Here is a 19,317-nt window from a genome sequence, read left to right as displayed (position 1 = left end):
GTAAGAGGTCTACTCTCCAGGGTCACAACCCACAGACGAAAACTCAGCATAGGAGTCACCATGCCCATTGCAACCCCAGAGATCTACTCCGAGATGATCGACCGCGCCAAGGCCGGAGGCTTTGCGTTCCCGGCGGTCAACGTGACCTCGTCACAGACCCTGAACGCAGCCATCCGCGGGTTCGCCGAGGCTGAGTCCGATGGCATCATCCAGGTTTCCACCGGTGGCGCAGCGTACTGGTCCGGCGCGTCGGTCAAGGACATGGTTGCCGGTTCGCTCGGCTTCGCCGCTTTTGCCCGCGAGGTGGCGAAGAACCACAACGTCAACATCGCGCTCCACACCGACCACTGCCCCAAGGACAAGCTGGACGGTTTTGTCCTGCCGTTGCTGGCCGCGTCCGAGGCCGAGGTTAAGGCCGGCCGCAACCCGATCTTCAACTCGCACATGTGGGACGGCTCGCACGAGCCACTCAACGAGAACCTCAGCACCGCGCGCGAACTGCTGGAACGCACCGCCGCCGCGAAGATGATCCTCGAAGTTGAAATCGGCATCGTGGGCGGCGAGGAAGACGGCGTGGAAAACGCCATCAACGACAAGCTGTACACCACGGTCGAGGACGCCCTGGCCACCATTGAAGCCCTCGGCGCCGGCGAGAACGGCCGCTACATCACGGCCCTGACCTTCGGCAACGTGCACGGTGTGTACAAGCCCGGCGGCGTGAAGCTGCGCCCGGAGATTCTCAAGGACATCCAGGCCCAGGTGGGAGCCAAACTTGGCAAGAACAGCCCGTTCGACCTCGTGTTCCACGGCGGCTCCGGTTCCTCCGACCAGGAAATCGCCGACGCCGTCTCCTACGGCGTGATCAAGATGAACATCGACACCGACACCCAGTACGCGTACACGCGTCCCGTGGTGGACCACATGTTCAAGAACTACGACGGCGTGCTGAAAGTTGACGGCGAAGTGGGCAACAAGAAGCTCTACGACCCGCGCGTCTGGGGTGCCTCCGCCGAGGCAGGCCTGTCCGCCCGAGTTGTCGAGGCAACTAAGCAGCTCGGCTCCGCCGGAAAGACCTTCTAGGAATGTCCGACGAGTTCCGCAAGAACCTGATGGGTCCGGAGCCGACGCTCCTGCCTCCGGAAACGGACGTCTACGAGCAGCTGGACGCCGGCGCCGAAGCACTGGACCTGGTGGAAAAGCACCCCACCTCGTCACTGTTGTGGGCTGTCCTGGCGGAGGAGGCGTGGTCCGAGGGCCGCACCATCGATTCCTACGCCTACTCGCGCGTGGGCTACCACCGTGGGCTGGACTCGCTGCGCCGTAACGGCTGGCGCGGGGTGGGCCCCATCCCGTGGGAGCACGAACCCAACCGCGGCTTCCTGCGGGCGCTCTACTCGCTGGGCCGCGCGTCCGCCGCCATCGGCGAAGCCGAGGAACCGGAACGCATCGAGAAGTTCCTGAACGACTCGGACCCGGCAGCCAAGGCAGCCATCGAGGCCAAGTAGTTTGAAGAGCAACGCGGAGTCACTTCCTGCCCAATAAACCGTCGTTTTTGGGCGGGAAGTGACCCCGCGTTGGGGCTTAAGAAGCGAACGACGGCGGGCGGTTACCTTTCAGAAGAAAGGTAACCGCCCGCCGTCGTTCCCCACCCGCACCCTCACCTCGCAAGCTCGGCGAGGGAACCCTGCGGGCGTGGGCCCACCGGTGGTTAGACCTTCGCGAGCCCTGTGCGGGCCATGGCGTCGGTGTAGACGACGCGCATTTCCTCGAGGTACTGTTCCTGCCGCGCGGGCGTCCCGGCGAAGGCGCGGCCGCTGAGGGAGCGGACCTTGTAGGTCTTGAGCCCGCGGCGCCAGAGCAGCGGAACTTCGGTCTTCAGCAGCAGGTTGGCCAGACGGTTGGCTTCGGTGCCGTGCGCCACGATCACCGAGGCGCGGGGGACCACGGCGAGGAACTTGAGCAGCGGCTTGAGGCCGGCCGAAATCTGGTCCGGCGTGAATTTGCCGTTGACCTCGCCGGGGGTGTGCCACGGGTGCACGTTCCACGGCATCACGAACTCGGGGCGCAGGCCCAGTGTCCACTGGATGCCGAGCATGCGGGTGGCGGCGTCGTCGTCGCCAGCGGTGATGAAGCCGGACGGGTCAGCTTCACCGATGTTGGAGTAGAGGCTGATGATGCGGCACTCGTCCACGTCGTGCATAGGGTCAACGTAGGGGACTTCAGTGTGGGGCTTGACGCTCTGCAGGGAATCGCACAGCTCGTTGACGGCGGCAACGTTGGGCTCGTAGCGGCGGCTCAGGAGCTGTTCACGGAGGGATTCTGGGGCCAGGGCTGTCATATAGTGCAATATCTCCTGCGGGGCTCGGCGATGCTGCCAATCCGGAAAATGGGCGCGTGATGGGCGCGCCGTTTCCGGCGTGGTTTCAAATGTGGTGTGGACCGATTCCTGGTCGATCTCTATCAGTTTAGCAAGCCCCGCGAAATGCGGACCCCCTCCGGTGACATTGCGTGATGAAAGGCATACCCCGGGCCCCGCAGCTGGAGTGGAAAACACCCGGACGATCCTTGATGGCGCGGCAGCCTCCGCAGGCCGAACGGGTGGAGGAAACCCCCGCATCGGCTAAACTTGGGTGGTAAGAGCCCCGGACTCTTGCGTGGTTGGCCGCAGTGGCGGTCCGGTCAGGCTATGGCCTCCGGGGCATTCTCATGAACGGCGCTAGGCAGGCTTGCCATCTCGGTGGACGGACCTGCGCGGCCCGAACGAATGGGGGAGGATCCCATGCCAGCAATCGTGATCGTAGGAGCCCAGTGGGGCGACGAAGGAAAAGGCAAGGCCACCGATCTTCTGGGCGGCCGCGTTGACTACGTCGTAAAGCCCAACGGCGGCAACAATGCCGGGCACACCGTCGTCGTAGGCGGTGAGAAGTATGAGCTCAAGCTCCTTCCGGCCGGCATTTTGAGCCCCAACGCGATTCCGATCATCGGCAACGGCTGCGTGGTGAACCTTGAGGCCCTGTTCCAGGAGATCGAGGGCCTGCAAGCCCGCGGTGCGGACACGTCCAAGCTGCGCATTTCCGCCAACGCGCACCTCGTGGCGCCCTACCACCAGGTCCTGGACAAGGTGACCGAGCGTTTCCTGGGCAGCCGCGCCATCGGCACCACCGGCCGCGGCATCGGCCCGGCCTACATGGACAAGGTGGCCCGCCTGGGCATCCGCGTCCAGGATGTCTTTGACGAGTCCATCCTCCGCCAGAAGGTGGAAGGATCCCTGCGCCAGAAGAACGAACTCCTGGTCAAGGTCTACAACCGCCGGGACATTGTGGTGGACGAGATCGTGGACTACTTCCTGGCCTTCGCCGAGCGCCTGCGCCCGCTGGTCATCGACAGCACGCTTGTCCTCAACAACGCCCTGGACGAGGGCAAGGTTGTGCTTATGGAAGGCGGCCAGGCCACGTTCCTGGACGTGGACCACGGCACCTACCCGTTCGTGACCTCCTCCAACCCCACAGCCGGCGGCGCGTCCGTCGGCTCGGGTATCGGCCCCACCCGGATTTCCCGCTCAATTGGCATCATCAAGGCCTACACCACCCGTGTTGGGGCCGGACCGTTCCCCACCGAACTGTTCGACGAGATGGGCATGTACCTGCAGAAGACCGGTGGCGAGTTCGGCGTGAACACCGGTCGTCCGCGCCGCTGCGGCTGGTACGACGCCGTCCTGGCCCGCCACGCTTCCCGCGTCAACGGCTTCACGGACTACTTCGTCACCAAGCTGGACGTCCTCACCGGCATCGAGCAGATCCCGGTCTGCGTTGCCTACGACGTCGACGGTGTGCGGCACGACGAAATGCCCATGACGCAGACTGAGTTCCACCACGCAGTGCCCATCTTTGAGTACTTCGAGGGCTGGACCGAGGACATCACCGGTGCCCGCACGCTGGAGGACCTCCCCGAGAACGCCCGCAACTACGTGCTGGCCCTCGAGAAGCTCTCCGGCACGCGCTTCTCCGCGATCGGCGTCGGCCCGGACCGCGACCAGACCATCGTGGTCCACGATCTGATCAACGACTAACAGCCTGTAAAGCACGACGACGGCGGGTCACCTGAAAAAGGTGGCCCGCCTTTGTTGTCTGCTCACCCAAGTGGGTAGCAGTAAGTGTCGCTTTGAGCGCTCATAACGACACTTACTGCTACCTAGTTGGGATGGGAGCGGTGCCCAACCTTGTTTCCGCTGGTCTGGGTTGGCGTTGTACGCAATTTACACAGGGTTTACGCGGCCGGTCTTGTGAGGCTGCAGGCGGACCGGACAGGCTCTCAAGCACACGCTGAACCGATCAGCAGATCATTCAACCAGACCCCGCAGGTACCGGACGCAGGGATGCTTCCGCGCCGGCCGGTGACGTAGCCGTCGCCTGGTGAGGGCCGCAGACCGGAAGGAATTATCATGGCCGGGAAGTTTGAAGTTTTCTTGGACTCGGATTCACGATTCAGGTTCCGCCTCATGGCACCGGATGGCACCGTGATGGCCGTGTCCGGCGCATTTGAAGACAAGGTCGCCGTGGCTGCCGGGATCACCGCCGTCCGCGAATGCGCCGGGACAGGGCTGGTCACCGATCTCTGCCCGGCCGCCACAGCTGCGCCGGCCGCTCCAGCGGTGGTTCGTGCCCAACTCGAGCCGAACTGTGGAGACCAGCGCGTTCCCGCCACCAGGACGCACACGTTTGTCCTTGCCAAGGGATCGCGCCGGGGGTTGACCGCGTCGCGCTGGACGTAGGCAGCCCGGCCAGCGGTACGGTCCCGGAAAGTTTTTGCCCGATGGCGTAACCCCAGCGAGGCCTGGAGCGATTACCCCTATGAAGCGCCGGTCTGGAACTTGTCCCCCATCATGTTCCAGCCCGGCTCTTTTGTTACTGGAGGGTAAGGTTAGCTGGCGAGGGCATTCCGCGCAGGACGTGCGGGCCCCATGCTGAGCAAGCCCAGTCCCCTCCACCGAAGGCCCTGTGTCCGTGACAGATGCGCTGACAGACGACGTTCTGCGTGCGCGCGCCCGCGATCCGGAGCTTTTCAGCATCGTGTACAGAACCTATGCGCCACAGGTCCTGGGCTACCTCACAGCCCGCGGGGTAGAAGATGCGGAGGCGGTTATGCAGGAAGTCTTCCTCGCTGTTTTGCCGCGGCTGCAGACGGTCACCGGTGGCGTCGCCGGGCTGCGTACTTTTGTCTTCTCTGTGGCGCACGCCAGGATGGTGGACGATCACCGGAGGCAGCAACGCACCCCCATCAAACTTCCGTTCGAACCGGAACTGGACGGACGCCGGGAGTCATCCGCTGAGGCCGACGTGCTGCAGCGGGTCTCCCCGCAGGAGGTTGCTGATCTCCTGGACGACCTGCCGGCTGAGCAGCGCGAGGTGCTGTCGCTACGCCTCGTCGCGGGCCTGACCGTGGACCAGGTGGCTGCCGTGATGGAAAAGAGCGCCGGCGCCGTCAAACAGCTCCAGCGCCGCGCACTGATCCGGCTGCGCGAGCAGTCCGCAGTGAAGGAGTACGTGGCGCCATGACGTCCAATGCCAGCTCCCTGATCCGGACCGTGGATGAAATGCTCCTGGACGCCGGTTGGACCGACGATGCGGGGCTCCGTGAAGCCGCAGGACTCAATGAAACCGCAGGGCTCCGCGAAACACTGCTCGCGGTAGGTTCCCTTGCCTCCCTGCCGGTCCCCGAGCCGGGCCCCGAACTCGCGGCACTCCTGTCAGGCCAGACCCACCAGCTCGCCCGGCACCGCCTGCTCCGCAAGCACCGGACCACCGTTGTGGGCCTGGCCGTCATCGCAGGGATGGGGCTCGGCGTCACCGGAGTGGCCGCCACCGGCACCGCTCGGGATGCGCAGGCCGGCAATTCCATCCAGCAGCTGCTGCGGGACTGGGCCCCTGCCTGGACCGTCGCCGGGACTCCGCCTGTCAGCGGAAGTGCCGCAGGCCCGGCCGAGATTCAGCTGCCCGGAGAGCCGGCAGCCCACGACACCCCAGCGCCGGCGCAGCCGGAATCTGCTGAACTGGGAACCGGCCAGCCAGGCAACCGTCCGGAAAACGCAGGCCGGAACGCAGGCCGGAACGCAGGCCAGAACGCAGGCCAGAACGCGGGCACGGAGCCGGCCGGCCCCGGAAACAACACCGCGCCCCGCAAGGCAAAGGCGGACGACGGCGGCGCGCCAGGGAACGCCGCCGGCGCCACCCTTGGCGGCGCTGCTTCCCGGGATGCACACACTGGGGACGCACACACTGGGGACGCACACACTCGTGACGCAGCCACTCGTGACACTGCCGCACAGGAACGCAACAGTAATACTGAGGCCGCCTCCGACGCCGCTGCCGAGTTCGACAAGGCCGGAAAGCTGGCTGCCGGTACCCTGACCCAAGCCGCAACAGCGGCAGAGTCCCTGACGTCAGCCCTTGTCCCACCGGCATTGACGGAAAAAACCGGGCCCGGCAATGCCGGACCCGGTTCAAACTGGCTGAAGAAGTTCAACCGGTAGTCAGGTTCTCCGCCAGGAAGAGCCTTTCCGCCGGGAACCACCAATCGTCAGGAAAGCAGCTGCCGCTTGGAGGAGATCACACCGGTGTCGAATCCGGCCAGGTGCAGCCCGCCATGGAACCGGGCGTGCTCGATCTTCACGCAGCGGTCCATCACCACGTTGAGCCCGGCGGCTTCCGCGCCCGCGGCCACGTCCTCATGCCAGGAGCCGAGCTGCAGCCACAGGGTTTTGGCACCGGCGGCGATGGCTTCGTCCAGGACGCCCGGGAGGTCATCGTGTTTGCGGAACACATCCACGATGTCCGGGCTTTCGGGAAGGTCGGCCAGTGAGGCGTAGGTCGGTTCACCAAGGATCTCCTTGACCACGGGGTTCACGAAGTACACCTTGTACCGCGTGGACGACTGCAGGTACGTCGCCACAAAATAGCTCGCCCGGGACGGTTTGTCCGAGGCGCCCACGATCGCAATCGATGTGGCTGCGCGCAGCAGGTTCAGGCGCTCCGGAGCGGAAGGCCCGGTCCAGGTGCGTTCGCTGGTGCTCATACGTTCGCCCCAATCGTGCAGGAGTCCGCTTCGGTGGTTGAGCCCGTTGAAATCCCGGTCTCGACCGCCGGTTCCGACGCCGCGTCCAGAGCCTGGTCCAGGTCCCACAGGATGTCATCGATGTCCTCCAGGCCCACGGAAATGCGGACCAGGTCCTCAGGCACGCCCGCGGACTCCAGCTGGGCGGGGCTCAGCTGCTGGTGTGTAGTGGAACCCGGGTGGATCACCAGGGTGCGTGAATCGCCCACGTTGGCCAGGTGCGAGGCAATCTGCAGGGATTCGATGAACTTCTGCCCGGCAGTGCGCCCGCCCTTCACCCCGAAGGAGAACACGGAGCCGGGGCCCAGCGGCAGGTACTTCTTCGCGCGCTCAAAATGCGGGTGCGAGGGAAGCCCGGAGAAGTTCACGTAGGCCACGCGGGGATCGGCCTCGAGCCATTCGGCCACCGCCTGGGCGTTCTTGAGATGCTCGTCGAGTCGCTGCGGGAGGGTTTCCACGCCCTGCAGCAGCTGGAAGGCCGACAATGGGGACAGCGCCGGGCCGATGTCGCGCAGCTGTTCGCAGCGAAGCTTGGTGAGGAAGCCGTACTCGCCGAAGTTGCCCCACCAGGAGACGTTTCCGTAGGACGCCACTGGCTCGGTCATGGTGGGGAACTTGCCGTTGCCCCAATCAAACCGGCCGCTCTCGACGATCACGCCGCCCAGAGTGGTGCCGTGCCCGCCGAGGAACTTGGTGGCGGAGTGGATCACGATGTCCGCGCCGTGTTCGATCGGGCGCACAAGGTAGGGCGTGCTCAAGGTGGCGTCCACCACGAGGGGGACTCCGGCGTCGTGCGCGACCTTCGCCAGGGCCGCCAGGTCCTGGACTTCCGACGACGGGTTGGCCACCACCTCGACGAAGATCGCCTTGGTGTTCTCCTGCACCGCCGCGGCATAGTCCGCGGGGTCGGTGCCGGGAACGAACGTGGTGTCCACGCCAAAGCGGCGGAGGGTCACGTCCAGCTGGGTGACCGTGCCGCCGTACAGCTGGGAGGCTGCCACAATGTGGTCGCCGGACTGCGTCAGCGCAGCGAAGGTGATGAACTCCGCGGCCATGCCGGACGACGTCGCCACCGCGCCGATGCCGCCCTCAAGCGAGGCGATGCGCTCTTCGAACGCTGCCACGGTGGGGTTGCCGATGCGGGAGTAGATGTTGCCATACTTCTGCAGCGCGAACAGGTTGGCGGCATCCTGGGTGTCCTTGAACACGAAGGACGTGGTCTGGTAGATGGGCACCGCGCGGGCACCGTGCTCGGCGTCGGGGGTGCCGCCGGCGTGCAGGGCGCGGGTGCGGAAACCGAACTTGCGGTCAGCCATCAGACGGCCACCGACTCGGCGGCGGGCGTCCCGGATGGGCCCACGCCCGCAGGGTTCCCTGGCCGAGCTTGCGAGGCTAGGGTGCGGGTGGGGACCAGTTCGGTGCCGTTCTTGCGGGCCAGGTCGGCTTCGAGTTCGCGGACGATCGGCAGGATGTCCTGGCCGAACGCGGCCACCTCCTCCTGGAAGTGCAGGTAGCCGGTGAGGAACAGGTTCACGCCGATCTTCTTGTATGCCACGATCCGCTCGGCGATCTGCTCCGGGGTGCCGATCAGCTGGGTCTTGAAGCCGTCGTTGTACTGGACCAGGTCCTCGAAGCTCGAGTCAGCCCACATGCCCTTGCCGTCCTTGGTGGACGCACCGGCTTCCTGCACGGCGTCGCGGAAGCCCTGGACTGCGGGCTTGTGTGCCTTCGCCACGATTTCGCGGAGCGTCTCGCGGGCTTCCTTCTCGGAATCGCGGGCGATGACAAAGCCGTTCAGGCCAAACCGCGGAGCGGACAAGGCGGAGGGCAAAGCGGCGGGCAGGGCGCTGTCGGTGCCCTGGGCTCCGCGGCCGGTCTCGCGCCCGCTTTCTCCTGCGGAAGAGACCACGCCGGCGATGTTCTCCTTGAAGCCTTCCAGGTCCTTGCCGTTGGAGAAGTACCAGTCGGCCACGCGGCCCGCGGTGGCCTGCGCCGCCGTCGAGTTTCCGCCGAAGAAGACCTCCGGGTGCGGGCGGCCCGGAACATCCACGGGTGCCGGGTTCAGGGTGAAATCGGTGATGTTGTAGTACTTGCCGGCCTGGCTGTACTCCTGCTCGGTCCAGAGGCCGCGCAGGACCCTGATGAATTCCTCGGTGCGGACGTAGCGTTCGTCGTGCTCCAGCCAGTCGAGGCCGAAGCTGGTGAACTCGTTTTTGAGCCAGCCGGAGACGATGTTGACGGCGGCGCGGCCGTTGGAGATGTGGTCCGCGGTGATGATGAACTTCGCGAGGACGCCAGGGTGCCACATGCCCGGGTGGACGGCGGCGATGACCTTTAGACGCTCAGTGGCGGCGAGCAGGGCCAGGGAGAAGGACGTTGCCTCGTGCTGCTTGTCGGCTCCGTAGGACGCGGCGTAACGGGTCTGTGTCAGGGCGTACTCGAAGCCGGAGTTCTCGGCGATCTGGGCGAGCTTCTTGTTGTAGTCAAAGTCCCAGCCGGTGCGCTGCTCGATGGTGGAGACCACCAGGCCGCCGGAAACGTTCGGCACCCAGTAAGCAAACTTGAGCGGCTCTGAAAGGCGTGCAACGTTGCTGATGTCTGTCATGAGTTTTCCTTTACTAGGACCCGCTCGCGCAGGACGTCCTGGATTCCGGCGATCGCCGGTTCGTTTTGGAGTGAGGTGGTGTCGCCCAGGGCGGTCCCCTCAAATAGTTGGGTGAGCAGCCGGCGCATGATCTTGCCGCTGCGGGTCTTCGGTACGTCAGGAACGACGACGACGTCGCGCGGCTTGGCGATCGGGCCGATCGCCTTCGCGACGTGGTTCCGGAGTTCCTCGGTGGTTGAGCCCGTCGAAACCCCTGCCTTCAGCACCACAAAGGCGACAATCGCGTGCCCGGTCTTGGGATCGGCCACCGGACAGACGCCGGCCTCCACGACGTCCGGGTGAGCCACCAGGGCCGACTCGATCTCGATGGTGGAGAGCAGGTGGCCGGAAACGTTCAGGGTGTCGTCAACGCGGCCCAGAATCCAGATGTCGCCGTCGGCGTCGTATTTCGCGCCGTCGCCGGCGAGGAACCAGCCCTGCTCCACATACTGGCTCCAGTAGGAGTCGTAGTAGCGGCGGGGGTTGCCCCAGACAGTGCGCGCAATGGCGGGCCCGGGGGCGTCAACCACAATGAAACCCTGGACGCCCGGCGGCACTGTATTGCCGGCGTCGTCCACGATCCTGGTACTGACGCCGGGCAGCGGGCGGGCCGCGCAGCCCGGCTTGAACTCGCTATCCGTCGGTGCGGGGGAGAGGATGGTGGCTCCGGTTTCGGACTGCCACCACGTGTCCACCACAGGTGCCGTGCCGGCTCCGACGTTCTGCCGCAGCCAGCGCCAGGCCTCAGGGTTCACGGCCTCGCCCACGGTGCCCAGCATCCGGATCGAGGAGAGGTCGTAGCTGTCCGGCACGCCGTCCGGGAACCAGCCCATGAGGGAGCGGACCAGGGTGGGCGCGGTGTAGTACTGCGTGACGCCGTAGCGATCGATGATTTCGAAGTGGCGGCCCGGGTGCGGGGTGTTGGGCGTGCCTTCGAAGATCACCTGGGTGACGCCGTTCGAAAGCGGGCCGTAGATCTCGTAGGTGTGCGCCGTGACCCAGGCGAGGTCCGCCGTGCACCAGTGCACGTCCTGGTCACGGAGTGCGGGGTCCGGGTTGCTGAACAGGTGCTCGAAGCTCCAGGACGCCTGTGTCAGGTAACCGCCGGACGTGTGGACCAGGCCCTTGGGCTTACCGGTGGTCCCGGAGGTGTACATGATGAACAGCGGCGTTTCGGCGTCGAACGCTTCGGCTTCGTGGACGTCTGCGGCGCTCCCGACGGCGTCATGCCACCACACGTCGCGGCCTTCAGTCATGGGGACGGCGGCCAGGTCCGCCGGCGCCGTGGTGCGGTTGATGACCAGGACGTGTTCGATCGCGTTGTCCCCGGCGACGGCTGAATCCGCGTTGTCCTTGACAGGCACGGCGACACCGCGGCGGAACTGGCCGTCCGTGGTCACCAGGAGCTTGGCTCCCGTGTCCTCGACGCGGAACTTCAGGGCGTCCGCGGAGAAGCCACCGAAAACGAGCGAGTGGATGGCGCCGATCCGGGCTACGGCGAGGGTGATGATGACCGTTTCGGGGATGACCGGCAGGTAGATGACCACGCGGTCGCCCTTGGTGATGCCCAGGGCCAGCAGGGCGTTGGCGGCCTTGGAGACTTCGCGCTGGAGCTCCGCGTAGGTGATGGCGCGGCGGTCCCCAGGCTCGCCTTCGAAGTGGAGGGCAACCTTGTTGCCGCGGCCATTTGCTACGTGGCGGTCCACGCAGTTGTAGGCGACGTTTAGCTTGCCGCCCTCAAACCAGACGATCTCCGGGCCTTTGCCCGCTGCGGCATCGGCCGGGACCCGGCGGTGGGCCGTGTGCCACGGCTTGCCGTCTTGGAGTCCTTCCGGCCGGGCCCAGTCCAGGCGGAGGGCCTGCTCTTCCCAGAAGGCCACATTGTCCGGTAGATCCGGTGTGTGCTTCGCGGTGGCCGCTGCGGCGCTGGCGGGACTCAGGGTGGGCAAAGGGGTGGCAGAAGATACTTCTGATGTCATAAATGTGCTCCATCGATCCTGGCGGTAGCACCCTTCGCTGTGTGCCGAGGATGGTCGCCTCAACGGGTGCGGTTATGAGGGCGGCAAGCCGCCCAGGGATGCTGCGGCTTCATCGATCCAGGTCTCTTGGCCGCTCGGGATGGTCACTTCCACTACAGCCGACCGCACACCCTGCGCCAAATCGGGGTGCCTGGGAATGTAATATTCGTTCATGCCTGGCTCCGGCGCCAGTCAATCAGTCAAATATTCGATCATGGGCTAGTCCGGGGACGCTGTACGCTTGCCTCATGGGCCACGCCAACGAGCCTGCCGTTATTGAGCGCCTGATGCGAAACAAAGGGCGGTGGGCCATCGTGGGCCTGACCACCAATGAGTGGCGCGCAGCTTACGACACCTCGCTGTTTATCCGCGACCGGCTCGGGATGGAGATCATCCCCGTCAACCTTCCTGGGGACACTGTCCACGGCGAAACCGGGTACCGCACACTGGGTGAGATTCCCGCTGAAAAGCAACCCCTCGACGTCGTCGACTGCTTCGTGAATTCGCACAAGGTCGGGGCGGTGGTGGATCAGGCAATTGCGGTAGGTGCCAAGGCCGTGTGGTTGCAGCTCGGCGTTATCGACGAAGCGGCAGCGGACCGTGCCAAGGCCGCCGGCCTGGACGTGGTCATGAACGTTTGCCCCGCGCAGCAGGCGTGGAAGTACAACCTCTGATCAGCGCTGCATGAGTTCCGGGTAGTGGCGTTCGGTCACGTCCGGGTGGGCGCGCATGCGGCCCTTGAGCATGTTCAGGCCGAAGGACGCGAGCATCGGGTTGGATGGGTCGTCGGAGATGCCGCGTGCCTGGGCCTTGAGCTCGGGCGGCAGGGGCACCGGATCGATGACCGCATCCAGCCGCGGCGACCAGAAGAACGGGACTGAGTAACGGTCCACGCCGGGTGGCGGCGCCTTGACCCGGTGGATCGTGGCGGCAAGGAAACCTTCCGTGGCCACCTCCAGCATTTCGCCCAAGTTCACCACCAGTGCCCCGGGAATGGGCTCAACCGGCGCCCATTCAGTTGTCCCGGGTGGCAGCACTTCGAGTCCGCCCACCTCGTCCTGGAGGAGCAGGGTGACAAAACCGTAGTCAGCGTGGGAGCCCACGCCCTGGTTCCCGGCCGCCTTAACCACGCCGCCGACGTAATGCACCAGTTTGCCCATCCAGGCCGGTTCGTTGCCGAAGGGTTCGTCGAAGTGGTCCTCGGGCAGTCCCAGCGAAACCGAGATGCCGCGCAGCAGTTCCATACCCACGCTGGACATCAGGTCGGCCCAGGCCATGGCCGCGGGTTTGAGTTCCGGTAGTGCCTCATCGGGCCACATGTTGTGACCCTGGAGGAGCCAGTACGGCTGATCGGCAGGGTAGTCGTGGACGGGTTCACGCTCCGGGGAGTAGTCGATCTGCTCGCGGGCGTCGGCCCGTCCCTGCGTGACTTCGGTGCCCATCCGGGTGTAGCCGCGGAAGTGCGGTGAAATCCTGTTGTCCAGCTTCATCCGCTCCTCGAGGGGCAGCTCGAAGAAGCGTTTAATGAGGGCCAGGAGCTCCTCGGCCTGACCGGGGGCCGCGCCGTACCCAGTGATTTGGAAGAAGCCCACATTGTGGGCGGCGTCCCGCAGCTCCTCAATGAAATCGGGGCTGAAGGAGCCGTACGGCTGGCGTGCAGCGCTCATGTCCAGAACGGGAATCGTGGCCTGATCAGGTGACATCTTCGCAGACTAGCACCGCAGGGAAGGGCTTTGTAGGCTCGGTCCATGGACGCAGCGCAACTCAAGGCAATCTGCCTGTCATTTCCCGGTTCCTTTGAGGATTTCCCCTTCGGTCCCGAGACCTCCGTGTTTAAGGTCCGGGCTGCCGTTTCCGGGGGAGCGCGGCACGAAGCGAAGATGTTTGCGCTGTCCGCCATGGACGCCGCGGACTGGCACGTGAACCTCAAATGCGAACCTGCCCTGGCCGAACAGCTCCGGAACGCACACCCCGAAATCACCGGCGCGTGGCACATGAACAAAACGCACTGGAACGGTGTACGGCTGGACGGTGCACTGCCGGATGACATGATCCGGGACATGGTGGAGGACTCCTACGACCTGGTCGTAGCCGGATTGAGCAGGAAACAGCAGGACCAGCTGGGGTGGGCGCGGCTGACTGGATCCCGGGACGGGTCTGTTGGCTGAGAAACGGATTGCGCGCGGCCGGCTCGATTACCCGGGTGTCGGCGCTACGGAGAATGGCCGCCCGCCGGCGGGATACCCGAGCCTGGTGTCCCAGGCCTATCTGGGCGACGGGTTGGAATTGTACCGCCGGGTGGCGCAGGGAATTCTGACCTGGGAGCTGCAGCGGCGTTCCGGGCTGCGCGTCCGGACCGAGTCCGACGTCGTCCGGCCTGGCGCACGCGTGGTGAGCGGATTCGGCGCCGGGCCCTTCCGCATCAACGCTCCCTGCGAAGTGGTGTGGGTCCGGCGGCCGGTGCCCGGCGACGGCCCGCAGTCGGCCGGTTTTGGCTACGGCACGCTGCCCGGCCATCCGGCGCGCGGCGAGGAGGCATTTGAGGTGGAGATTGACGACACCGGCCGGGTGTTCCTGAAGATCACTGCCTTCAGCAGGCCCGCCAACTGGTTCTACCGGGCAGGCGGCCTGGTGACCAGGGCCGCGCAACGGCACGTGACTTCGCGATACGTTGAAGGGGCACGTCAGCTCGCCGCGGGAAAGTCCATGTCCCGCAATGGAAGGAACACCCCATGATTTTTATCGTCGTTAAATTCAAGGTCAAACCCGACTGGTCCGAGCGCTGGCTCGGCCTCGTTGACGGCTTCACCAAGGCAACCCGCGCGGAGCCCGGCAACCTGTGGTTCGACTGGTCCCGCAGTGTGGATGACCCGCATGAGTTTGTGCTGGTAGAAGCCTTCAAGGACGACGCAGCCGGGGACCACGTCAACAGCAGGCACTTCAAGCAGGCGATGGCGGATATGCCGCAGGCCCTGGCCGAAACACCGCGGATCATCAGCCGCCAGCTCGACGGCGAGGGCTGGGACCGGATGGGCGAACTCACCATCTGACCATCGTCGGAGCACTGGATACGATTACTGCATGTGGATCGGCTGGATTGAATTCGACATCCTCCTCGGCGACGTCCAGAGCCTGAAGGAGAAACGTTCCGTCATCAGGCCGTTGCTGGCCGAGCTCAAACGCCGCTTCGATGTATCCGTCGCGGAGGTGGGGGATCACGATCAGTACCGGCGTTCGCAGGTGGGCGCGGGCCTGGTGGCAGCAGACCGGGCGCACCTCGTGGAGGTGCTCACCGCCGTCGAACGCCTTGTGGCCGCCCGGCCCGAATTTGAACTGCTGAGCTCGAGGCAGCGGGAGCTCCACAGCGATGACTAAACCAACGCGGGGTCACTTGACGCCCATCCCAAGGGGATTATTGGGCGGAAAGTGACCCCGCGTTGGTTTTATGGGTGGGGACTAGCCGAAGTACTTCGGCAGGGTCGCCTCGTGGGATTCGCGGAGGGCGTCCAGCGACATGGTGTCTACACCGTTGATCTCCAGGTTGCCGCTGGCTGCGTCCACCACGCCGATGCGGGTGTGGGCAAAGCCGCGGGCCGTGCACATGTCCTTGAACCGGACCTCTTCCGAGCGGGGCACGCCAACAATTGCGCGGCCCTGGGTTTCGGAGAACAGCGCCGTGAACAGGTCCACGCCGTCGCGGTCCAGGACGTCTTGCAGGGCGATCCGGGCACCCACGCCGTAGCGCAGCGAGGACTCAACGAGTGCTGCCGCGAGGCCGCCTTCGGAGAGGTCGTGCGCGGAGTCCACCATGCCGTCGCGGGACGCGTTGATCAGGATCTCACCCAGCGCGCGCTCGGCGGCGAGGTCAACCTTCGGCGGAAGCCCGCCCAGGTGGCCGCGCATGTTGGCCCATTCCGAACCGTCCAGCTCGGCCGCCGTCGTGCCCAGCAGGTAGATGGCCTGGCCATCTTCCTTCCAGCCCGACGGCGTGCGGCGGGCGACGTCGTCGAGCTTGCCCAGCACTGCCACCACGGGGGAGGGGTGGATCGGCGTGGTGCCGGTCTGGTTGTACAGCGAGACGTTGCCGCCGGTGACCGGGATGCCCAGCACCATGCAGGCGTCGGACAGGCCGCGGATGGCCTCGGCGAGCTGCCACATCACGTCCGGGTCCTCGGGGGAGCCGAAGTTCAGGCAGTCGCTGACGGCCATCGGGACGGCGCCGGAGGTGGCCACGTTGCGGTAGGCCTCGGCCAGCGCCAGCTGTGCGCCGTGGTACGGGTCGAGGTAGGTGTAGCGGCCGTTGGCGTCAGTGGCCAGGGCAACGCCCAAGCCGGTTTCCTCGTCCACGCGGACCACACCGGCGTCGTCCGGGAACGCCAGGGCGGTGTTGCCGCCCACGTACCGGTCGTACTGGTTGGTGATCCAGGCCTTGCTGCACATGTTCGGCGAGGCCACGAGCTCGGTGACGGCGGCAGCCAACTCCGCGGGGGCGGAGGGACGGCCGGTGTCCTGCACAGAGCCGGTGAAGGAATCGGCCTGTACGGAATCCTGCCAGGACGGGCGGGCGTACGGGCGGTCGTAAACCGGGCCGTCGTGGGCCACGGTGCGCGGGTCGACGTCCACGATGACTACGCCGTCCCAGGTGATGATCAGGCGGCCGGTGTCGGTGACCTCGCCGAGCCAGGAATACTCCACGGCCCACTTGTCCATCACAGCTTCGAACGCGGCGATGTTCTCCGGGGTGACCACAGCCATCATGCGTTCCTGTGACTCGGACATCAGGATCTCGCCCGGGGTCAGGGTGGGGTCGCGCAGCAGGACAGAGGTGAGTTCAACTTCCATGCCGCCGTCGCCGTTGGAGGCCAGTTCGGACGTGGCGCAGGAGATGCCAGCGGCGCCGAGGTCCTGGATACCCTCAACCAGCGAGCCCTTGAAGAGCTCCAGGCAGCATTCGATCAGGACCTTCTCGGCGAAGGGGTCGCCCACCTGGACGGCGGGGCGCTTGGACGGCTTGGTGTCGTCGAAGGACTCCGAGGCCAGCACCGAAGCGCCGCCGATGCCGTCGCCGCCGGTGCGTGCACCGAACAGGACCACTTTGTTGCCCTTGCCGGACGCGTTGGCGAGGCGGATGTCCTCGTGGCGCATAACGCCAACAGCCAGCGCGTTGACCAGCGGGTTGCCCTGGTAAACCGAGTCGAACACCATTTCGCCGCCGATGTTCGGCAGGCCCAGCGAGTTGCCGTAGCCGCCGATGCCGGCAACGGCACCGTGCATGACGCGGGCAGTGTCCGGGTGGTCGATGGCGCCGAACCGCAGCGGGTCCATCACGGCAACCGGGCGTGCACCCATGGAGATGATGTCGCGGACAATGCCGCCGATGCCGGTTGCGGCACCCTGGTAGGGCTCCACGAACGACGGCGAGTTGTGGGACTCGATCTTAAACGTCACGGCCCAGCCGTCGCCCAGGTTGGTGACGCCGGCGTTTTCGCCGATGCCCACCAGCATGTCCTTCTTCATCTCGTCAGTCACCTTGTCGCCGAACTGGCGCAGGTGGTTCTTCGAGGACTTGTAGGAGCAGTGCTCGCTCCACATCACGGAGTACATGGCCAGTTCGGCGCCAGTGGGGCGGCGGCCCAGGACCTTGACTACCTCGTCGAACTCGTTCTGCTTCAGGCCCAGTTCTGCCCAGGGGAGTTCGGTGTCCGGCGTCTTGGCGGCGTTCTCGACGGTGTCGATGTTGAACTTCTTGGCGGTCTCGACAGGCTCGACCACCGAATTGATCTCGGTCATTTGCTGCCTCCCACAATCTTGTTCAATACGGAGGTGAAGAAACCCAAGCCGTCGGTGTCTGAGCTGCCGACGCCAGCGGAGCCGGACACAACAGTCTCGGGGCCGAAGCCAACTTCCACGGCGTGCTCGGGGTGCGGCATGAGGCCCACCACGTTGCCGGCGGCGTTGGAGATGCCGGCGATATAGCGGCGCGAGCCGTTGGGGTTGAAGCCCACGTAGCGGAACACGACGCGGCCTTCGGCTTCGAGTGCGTCAAGGACTTTTTCGTCCGCGATGTATTGGCCGTCCTGGTTCTTCAGCGGCACGGTGATTTCCTGGCCGGCCTCGTAGTCCAGAGTCCAGGCGGTGTTGCTGTTTTCCACACGAAGGACCTGGTCGCGGCACATGAACTTCAGGTGGTCGTTCTTGATCATGGACCCGGGCAGCAGGTGCGACTCGGTCAGGATCTGGAAGCCGTTGCAGATGCCCAGCACAGGCAGCTTGGCGTCGGAGTTCGCAGCATCGATGATTTTGGACATCAGCGGCGCGAAGCGGGCAATGGCGCCGGCACGGAGGTAATCGCCGTACGAGAAACCGCCGGGGATCACGACGGCGTCCACGTCACCCAGGGTGGTGTCCGCGTGCCAGAGCGGCACTGCGGTGCCACCGGCGAGCCGGACTGCACGGGCGGCGTCGCGGTCGTCAAGGGTGCCGGGGAAGGTGACAACGCCGATCCGGGCACCCGCTAAGCGGGGCTCGGCGGCGACGGCGATTGCCTCGCCGATCAAGGGAAGTTCAGTCATCTCAGGCCTCGACGACCTCGACGTTGACGACGTCTTCGATCACGGGGTTGGACAGCAGGGTCTCGGCGGCTTCGCGGGCCTGGGCCAGGATTGCGTCGGTCACCTCGCCGTCAACCGTGAGTTCAAAGCGCTTGCCCTGACGGACAGAGCTAAAGCTGGTGAAGCCCAGACGGGGGAGTGCACCCACGATGGCCTTCCCCTGCGGGTCCAGAATCTCGGGCTTGGGCATGACGTCAACAACGATCCGGGGCATCCGGCAACTCCTGTGCGTGAGCATTGGGTAAGGGCGCAGCGGAGTCACGCCGTCTTACGCCGTTCCGGGATGTTTTTGGACAGTGTCTTTAGAACAGTGTTCCTAGAACAGCGTGGACGGGCGCTCCGCGAGCTTGCTAGCCCATTCTACCGGGCCGAGCGCTGCACCCTGTATTCGGTGGGATCGGCAACAGTCATCTCGGCGGGGAGTACTTTCGAGAGGTGAAGGACGACAGCGGCTATAGCCTCGCGGAGGCAGCGTCACTAGGATTGCGGCATGGCTGAAAAATCGAAATCCCTGCTGTTGCCGGTGATGGCCGTGGCCGTTTTTGCCGGGCTGGGCCGGATGGTTCTGCAGAAGATCAAGGCAGACCGGGCTGCCCGGGAAACGCACGTGACCGGCCCCATGGACGAAAAGACGCGCCAGTGGATCAGCGACGTGGTCCGGACGCCCAGGCAGTAGCGGCCAAGGACTGGCCCGGGCCTTAGGAATTTAGGCAAGCCCCACTGGGCGCCCCCGATTGGGGGCGCCCATTTTTGTGCCCAGCGCCAGGGGGTGCGCCAGATCACCGCTGCAAAATGCCGGCCCCGCGCCGCGGCCCCAGAGTTCTCCCAAGCTTGTTTCAGAACCTCCTAGCCATGTGACGTTCTAGACACTATGGTCATAGGACGTCGTATGTGGCAGGTGGTATCCCCGTGGGTGCCGAGACCGCCCGCACGG

General features: G+C 65.4%; 22 protein-coding genes. 12 read left to right on the top strand and 10 right to left on the bottom strand.

The window, feature by feature from the left end:
• The first annotated feature begins 60 nt into the window (after positions 1-60).
• Entirely contained in the window at positions 61-1,080 is a 1,020-nt protein-coding gene (fbaA, locus tag ACZY0Q_RS14505) for a class II fructose-bisphosphate aldolase (protein WP_463917878.1), read from the top strand.
• Between the two features lie 2 nt (positions 1,081-1,082).
• Entirely contained in the window at positions 1,083-1,505 is a 423-nt protein-coding gene (locus ACZY0Q_RS14500; protein ID WP_463917876.1) for a DUF3151 domain-containing protein, read from the top strand.
• 203 nt (positions 1,506-1,708) lie between these two features.
• Here the strand turns inward: ACZY0Q_RS14500 and ACZY0Q_RS14495 are convergent, their stop codons facing one another.
• Positions 1,709-2,338: a uracil-DNA glycosylase family protein gene (locus ACZY0Q_RS14495; protein ID WP_463917874.1), complete on the bottom strand. Its 630-nt coding sequence runs from the start codon at positions 2,336-2,338 to the stop codon at positions 1,709-1,711.
• A gap of 441 nt (positions 2,339-2,779) precedes the next feature.
• Between ACZY0Q_RS14495 and ACZY0Q_RS14490 the strand changes: the two genes are divergently transcribed.
• The 4 genes from ACZY0Q_RS14490 (at position 2,780) to ACZY0Q_RS14475 (ending at position 6,529) form a co-directional block, all read left to right on the top strand.
• Positions 2,780-4,069: an adenylosuccinate synthase gene (locus tag ACZY0Q_RS14490; protein ID WP_058932815.1), complete on the top strand. Its 1,290-nt coding sequence runs from the start codon at positions 2,780-2,782 to the stop codon at positions 4,067-4,069.
• 372 nt (positions 4,070-4,441) lie between these two features.
• The gene (locus ACZY0Q_RS14485; RefSeq protein ID WP_463917872.1) at positions 4,442-4,771 is read left to right on the top strand and encodes a YegP family protein; all 330 of its coding nucleotides are present in this window, start codon (positions 4,442-4,444) and stop codon (positions 4,769-4,771) included.
• Between the two features lie 232 nt (positions 4,772-5,003).
• Positions 5,004-5,555, top strand: a complete 552-nt coding sequence (locus ACZY0Q_RS14480) for an RNA polymerase sigma factor (RefSeq protein ID WP_463917870.1) — start codon at positions 5,004-5,006, stop codon at positions 5,553-5,555.
• Positions 5,552-6,529, top strand: a complete 978-nt coding sequence (locus tag ACZY0Q_RS14475; RefSeq protein ID WP_463917869.1) for a hypothetical protein — start codon at positions 5,552-5,554, stop codon at positions 6,527-6,529. Before ACZY0Q_RS14480 ends, ACZY0Q_RS14475 begins: the two co-directional genes overlap by 4 nt.
• A gap of 47 nt (positions 6,530-6,576) precedes the next feature.
• On the opposite strand, the gene ACZY0Q_RS14470 is transcribed toward ACZY0Q_RS14475, so the two are convergent.
• From ACZY0Q_RS14470 to ACZY0Q_RS14450, 5 genes are all read right to left on the bottom strand, one after another.
• Positions 6,577-7,071 (bottom strand): CoA-binding protein, encoded by a 495-nt coding sequence (locus tag ACZY0Q_RS14470; protein ID WP_463917867.1) that lies wholly within the window; start codon positions 7,069-7,071, stop codon positions 6,577-6,579.
• Positions 7,068-8,426, bottom strand: coding sequence for an O-acetylhomoserine aminocarboxypropyltransferase/cysteine synthase family protein (locus ACZY0Q_RS14465; protein ID WP_463917865.1), 1,359 nt, complete (start codon positions 8,424-8,426; stop codon positions 7,068-7,070). The genes ACZY0Q_RS14470 and ACZY0Q_RS14465 overlap by 4 nt, the downstream gene beginning before the upstream one ends.
• Positions 8,426-9,715 carry a dimethylsulfone monooxygenase SfnG gene (gene sfnG / locus ACZY0Q_RS14460; RefSeq protein WP_463917864.1) on the bottom strand — a complete coding sequence of 430 codons (1,290 nt, stop codon included), beginning with the start codon at positions 9,713-9,715 and terminating at the stop codon, positions 8,426-8,428. Before sfnG ends, ACZY0Q_RS14465 begins: the two co-directional genes overlap by 1 nt.
• The gene (gene acs, locus ACZY0Q_RS14455; RefSeq protein ID WP_463917862.1) at positions 9,712-11,733 is read right to left on the bottom strand and encodes an acetate--CoA ligase; all 2,022 of its coding nucleotides are present in this window, start codon (positions 11,731-11,733) and stop codon (positions 9,712-9,714) included. The genes sfnG and acs overlap by 4 nt, the downstream gene beginning before the upstream one ends.
• Before the next feature lie 72 nt (positions 11,734-11,805).
• Positions 11,806-11,946, bottom strand: coding sequence for a hypothetical protein (locus ACZY0Q_RS14450; RefSeq protein WP_463917860.1), 141 nt, complete (start codon positions 11,944-11,946; stop codon positions 11,806-11,808).
• Positions 11,947-12,020: 74 nt separating this feature from the next.
• On the opposite strand from ACZY0Q_RS14450, the gene ACZY0Q_RS14445 reads away from it, so the two are divergent.
• Positions 12,021-12,446, top strand: coding sequence for a CoA-binding protein (locus tag ACZY0Q_RS14445; protein WP_463917859.1), 426 nt, complete (start codon positions 12,021-12,023; stop codon positions 12,444-12,446).
• On the opposite strand, the gene ACZY0Q_RS14440 is transcribed toward ACZY0Q_RS14445, so the two are convergent.
• Complete coding sequence (locus ACZY0Q_RS14440) at positions 12,447-13,475, bottom strand: isopenicillin N synthase family dioxygenase (RefSeq protein WP_463917857.1); 1,029 nt, start codon at positions 13,473-13,475, stop codon at positions 12,447-12,449.
• A gap of 45 nt (positions 13,476-13,520) precedes the next feature.
• Between ACZY0Q_RS14440 and ACZY0Q_RS14435 the strand changes: the two genes are divergently transcribed.
• From ACZY0Q_RS14435 to ACZY0Q_RS14420, 4 genes are read left to right on the top strand one after another with little or no spacing between them, the layout of a single operon-like run.
• Complete coding sequence (locus ACZY0Q_RS14435; protein ID WP_463917856.1) at positions 13,521-13,940, top strand: MmcQ/YjbR family DNA-binding protein; 420 nt, start codon at positions 13,521-13,523, stop codon at positions 13,938-13,940.
• Entirely contained in the window at positions 13,933-14,508 is a 576-nt protein-coding gene (locus ACZY0Q_RS14430; protein WP_463917854.1) for a DUF1990 family protein, read from the top strand. The genes ACZY0Q_RS14435 and ACZY0Q_RS14430 overlap by 8 nt, the downstream gene beginning before the upstream one ends.
• Positions 14,505-14,822 carry a putative quinol monooxygenase gene (locus tag ACZY0Q_RS14425; protein WP_463917852.1) on the top strand — a complete coding sequence of 106 codons (318 nt, stop codon included), beginning with the start codon at positions 14,505-14,507 and terminating at the stop codon, positions 14,820-14,822. Before ACZY0Q_RS14430 ends, ACZY0Q_RS14425 begins: the two co-directional genes overlap by 4 nt.
• 31 nt (positions 14,823-14,853) lie before the next feature.
• Positions 14,854-15,147, top strand: a complete 294-nt coding sequence (locus ACZY0Q_RS14420; protein ID WP_160677405.1) for a DUF503 domain-containing protein — start codon at positions 14,854-14,856, stop codon at positions 15,145-15,147.
• An 81-nt stretch (positions 15,148-15,228) separates the two neighbouring features.
• Here the strand turns inward: ACZY0Q_RS14420 and purL are convergent, their stop codons facing one another.
• From purL to purS, 3 genes are read right to left on the bottom strand one after another with little or no spacing between them, the layout of a single operon-like run.
• Positions 15,229-17,562: a phosphoribosylformylglycinamidine synthase subunit PurL gene (purL, locus tag ACZY0Q_RS14415; RefSeq protein ID WP_463917850.1), complete on the bottom strand. Its 2,334-nt coding sequence runs from the start codon at positions 17,560-17,562 to the stop codon at positions 15,229-15,231.
• Positions 17,559-18,344 carry a phosphoribosylformylglycinamidine synthase subunit PurQ gene (gene purQ / locus ACZY0Q_RS14410; RefSeq protein ID WP_463917848.1) on the bottom strand — a complete coding sequence of 262 codons (786 nt, stop codon included), beginning with the start codon at positions 18,342-18,344 and terminating at the stop codon, positions 17,559-17,561. Before purQ ends, purL begins: the two co-directional genes overlap by 4 nt.
• Before the next feature lies 1 nt (position 18,345).
• Positions 18,346-18,597 (bottom strand): phosphoribosylformylglycinamidine synthase subunit PurS, encoded by a 252-nt coding sequence (purS, locus tag ACZY0Q_RS14405; protein ID WP_056631212.1) that lies wholly within the window; start codon positions 18,595-18,597, stop codon positions 18,346-18,348.
• A 276-nt stretch (positions 18,598-18,873) separates the two neighbouring features.
• Here purS and ACZY0Q_RS14400 point away from each other — a divergent pair, with 276 nt between their 5' ends.
• Positions 18,874-19,059: a hypothetical protein gene (locus ACZY0Q_RS14400; RefSeq protein ID WP_463917846.1), complete on the top strand. Its 186-nt coding sequence runs from the start codon at positions 18,874-18,876 to the stop codon at positions 19,057-19,059.
• The last annotated feature ends 258 nt before the right edge of the window (positions 19,060-19,317 follow it).

The organism is Pseudarthrobacter lactosi, assembly GCF_055412785.1.
The sequence above is the reverse complement of the archived record's forward strand: the minus strand, read 5'-3'. Positions and strand labels throughout refer to the sequence as shown.

Coding starts and splice junctions, on each gene's coding strand:
- ACZY0Q_RS14490 (WP_058932815.1), top strand. CDS start 2,780: ATGCCAGCAATCGTGATCGTAGGAGCCCAGTGGGGCGACGAAGGAAAA.
- purQ (WP_463917848.1), bottom strand. CDS start 18,344: ATGACTGAACTTCCCTTGATCGGCGAGGCAATCGCCGTCGCCGCCGAG.
- acs (WP_463917862.1), bottom strand. CDS start 11,733: ATGACATCAGAAGTATCTTCTGCCACCCCTTTGCCCACCCTGAGTCCC.
- ACZY0Q_RS14440 (WP_463917857.1), bottom strand. CDS start 13,475: ATGTCACCTGATCAGGCCACGATTCCCGTTCTGGACATGAGCGCTGCA.
- ACZY0Q_RS14475 (WP_463917869.1), top strand. CDS start 5,552: ATGACGTCCAATGCCAGCTCCCTGATCCGGACCGTGGATGAAATGCTC.
- fbaA (WP_463917878.1), top strand. CDS start 61: ATGCCCATTGCAACCCCAGAGATCTACTCCGAGATGATCGACCGCGCC.
- ACZY0Q_RS14485 (WP_463917872.1), top strand. CDS start 4,442: ATGGCCGGGAAGTTTGAAGTTTTCTTGGACTCGGATTCACGATTCAGG.
- ACZY0Q_RS14425 (WP_463917852.1), top strand. CDS start 14,505: ATGATTTTTATCGTCGTTAAATTCAAGGTCAAACCCGACTGGTCCGAG.
- ACZY0Q_RS14450 (WP_463917860.1), bottom strand. CDS start 11,946: ATGAACGAATATTACATTCCCAGGCACCCCGATTTGGCGCAGGGTGTG.
- ACZY0Q_RS14400 (WP_463917846.1), top strand. CDS start 18,874: ATGGCTGAAAAATCGAAATCCCTGCTGTTGCCGGTGATGGCCGTGGCC.
- ACZY0Q_RS14445 (WP_463917859.1), top strand. CDS start 12,021: ATGGGCCACGCCAACGAGCCTGCCGTTATTGAGCGCCTGATGCGAAAC.
- ACZY0Q_RS14470 (WP_463917867.1), bottom strand. CDS start 7,071: ATGAGCACCAGCGAACGCACCTGGACCGGGCCTTCCGCTCCGGAGCGC.
- ACZY0Q_RS14420 (WP_160677405.1), top strand. CDS start 14,854: ATGTGGATCGGCTGGATTGAATTCGACATCCTCCTCGGCGACGTCCAG.
- purL (WP_463917850.1), bottom strand. CDS start 17,562: ATGACCGAGATCAATTCGGTGGTCGAGCCTGTCGAGACCGCCAAGAAG.
- ACZY0Q_RS14435 (WP_463917856.1), top strand. CDS start 13,521: ATGGACGCAGCGCAACTCAAGGCAATCTGCCTGTCATTTCCCGGTTCC.
- ACZY0Q_RS14465 (WP_463917865.1), bottom strand. CDS start 8,426: ATGGCTGACCGCAAGTTCGGTTTCCGCACCCGCGCCCTGCACGCCGGC.
- ACZY0Q_RS14500 (WP_463917876.1), top strand. CDS start 1,083: ATGTCCGACGAGTTCCGCAAGAACCTGATGGGTCCGGAGCCGACGCTC.
- ACZY0Q_RS14495 (WP_463917874.1), bottom strand. CDS start 2,338: ATGACAGCCCTGGCCCCAGAATCCCTCCGTGAACAGCTCCTGAGCCGC.
- purS (WP_056631212.1), bottom strand. CDS start 18,597: ATGCCCCGGATCGTTGTTGACGTCATGCCCAAGCCCGAGATTCTGGAC.
- sfnG (WP_463917864.1), bottom strand. CDS start 9,715: ATGACAGACATCAGCAACGTTGCACGCCTTTCAGAGCCGCTCAAGTTT.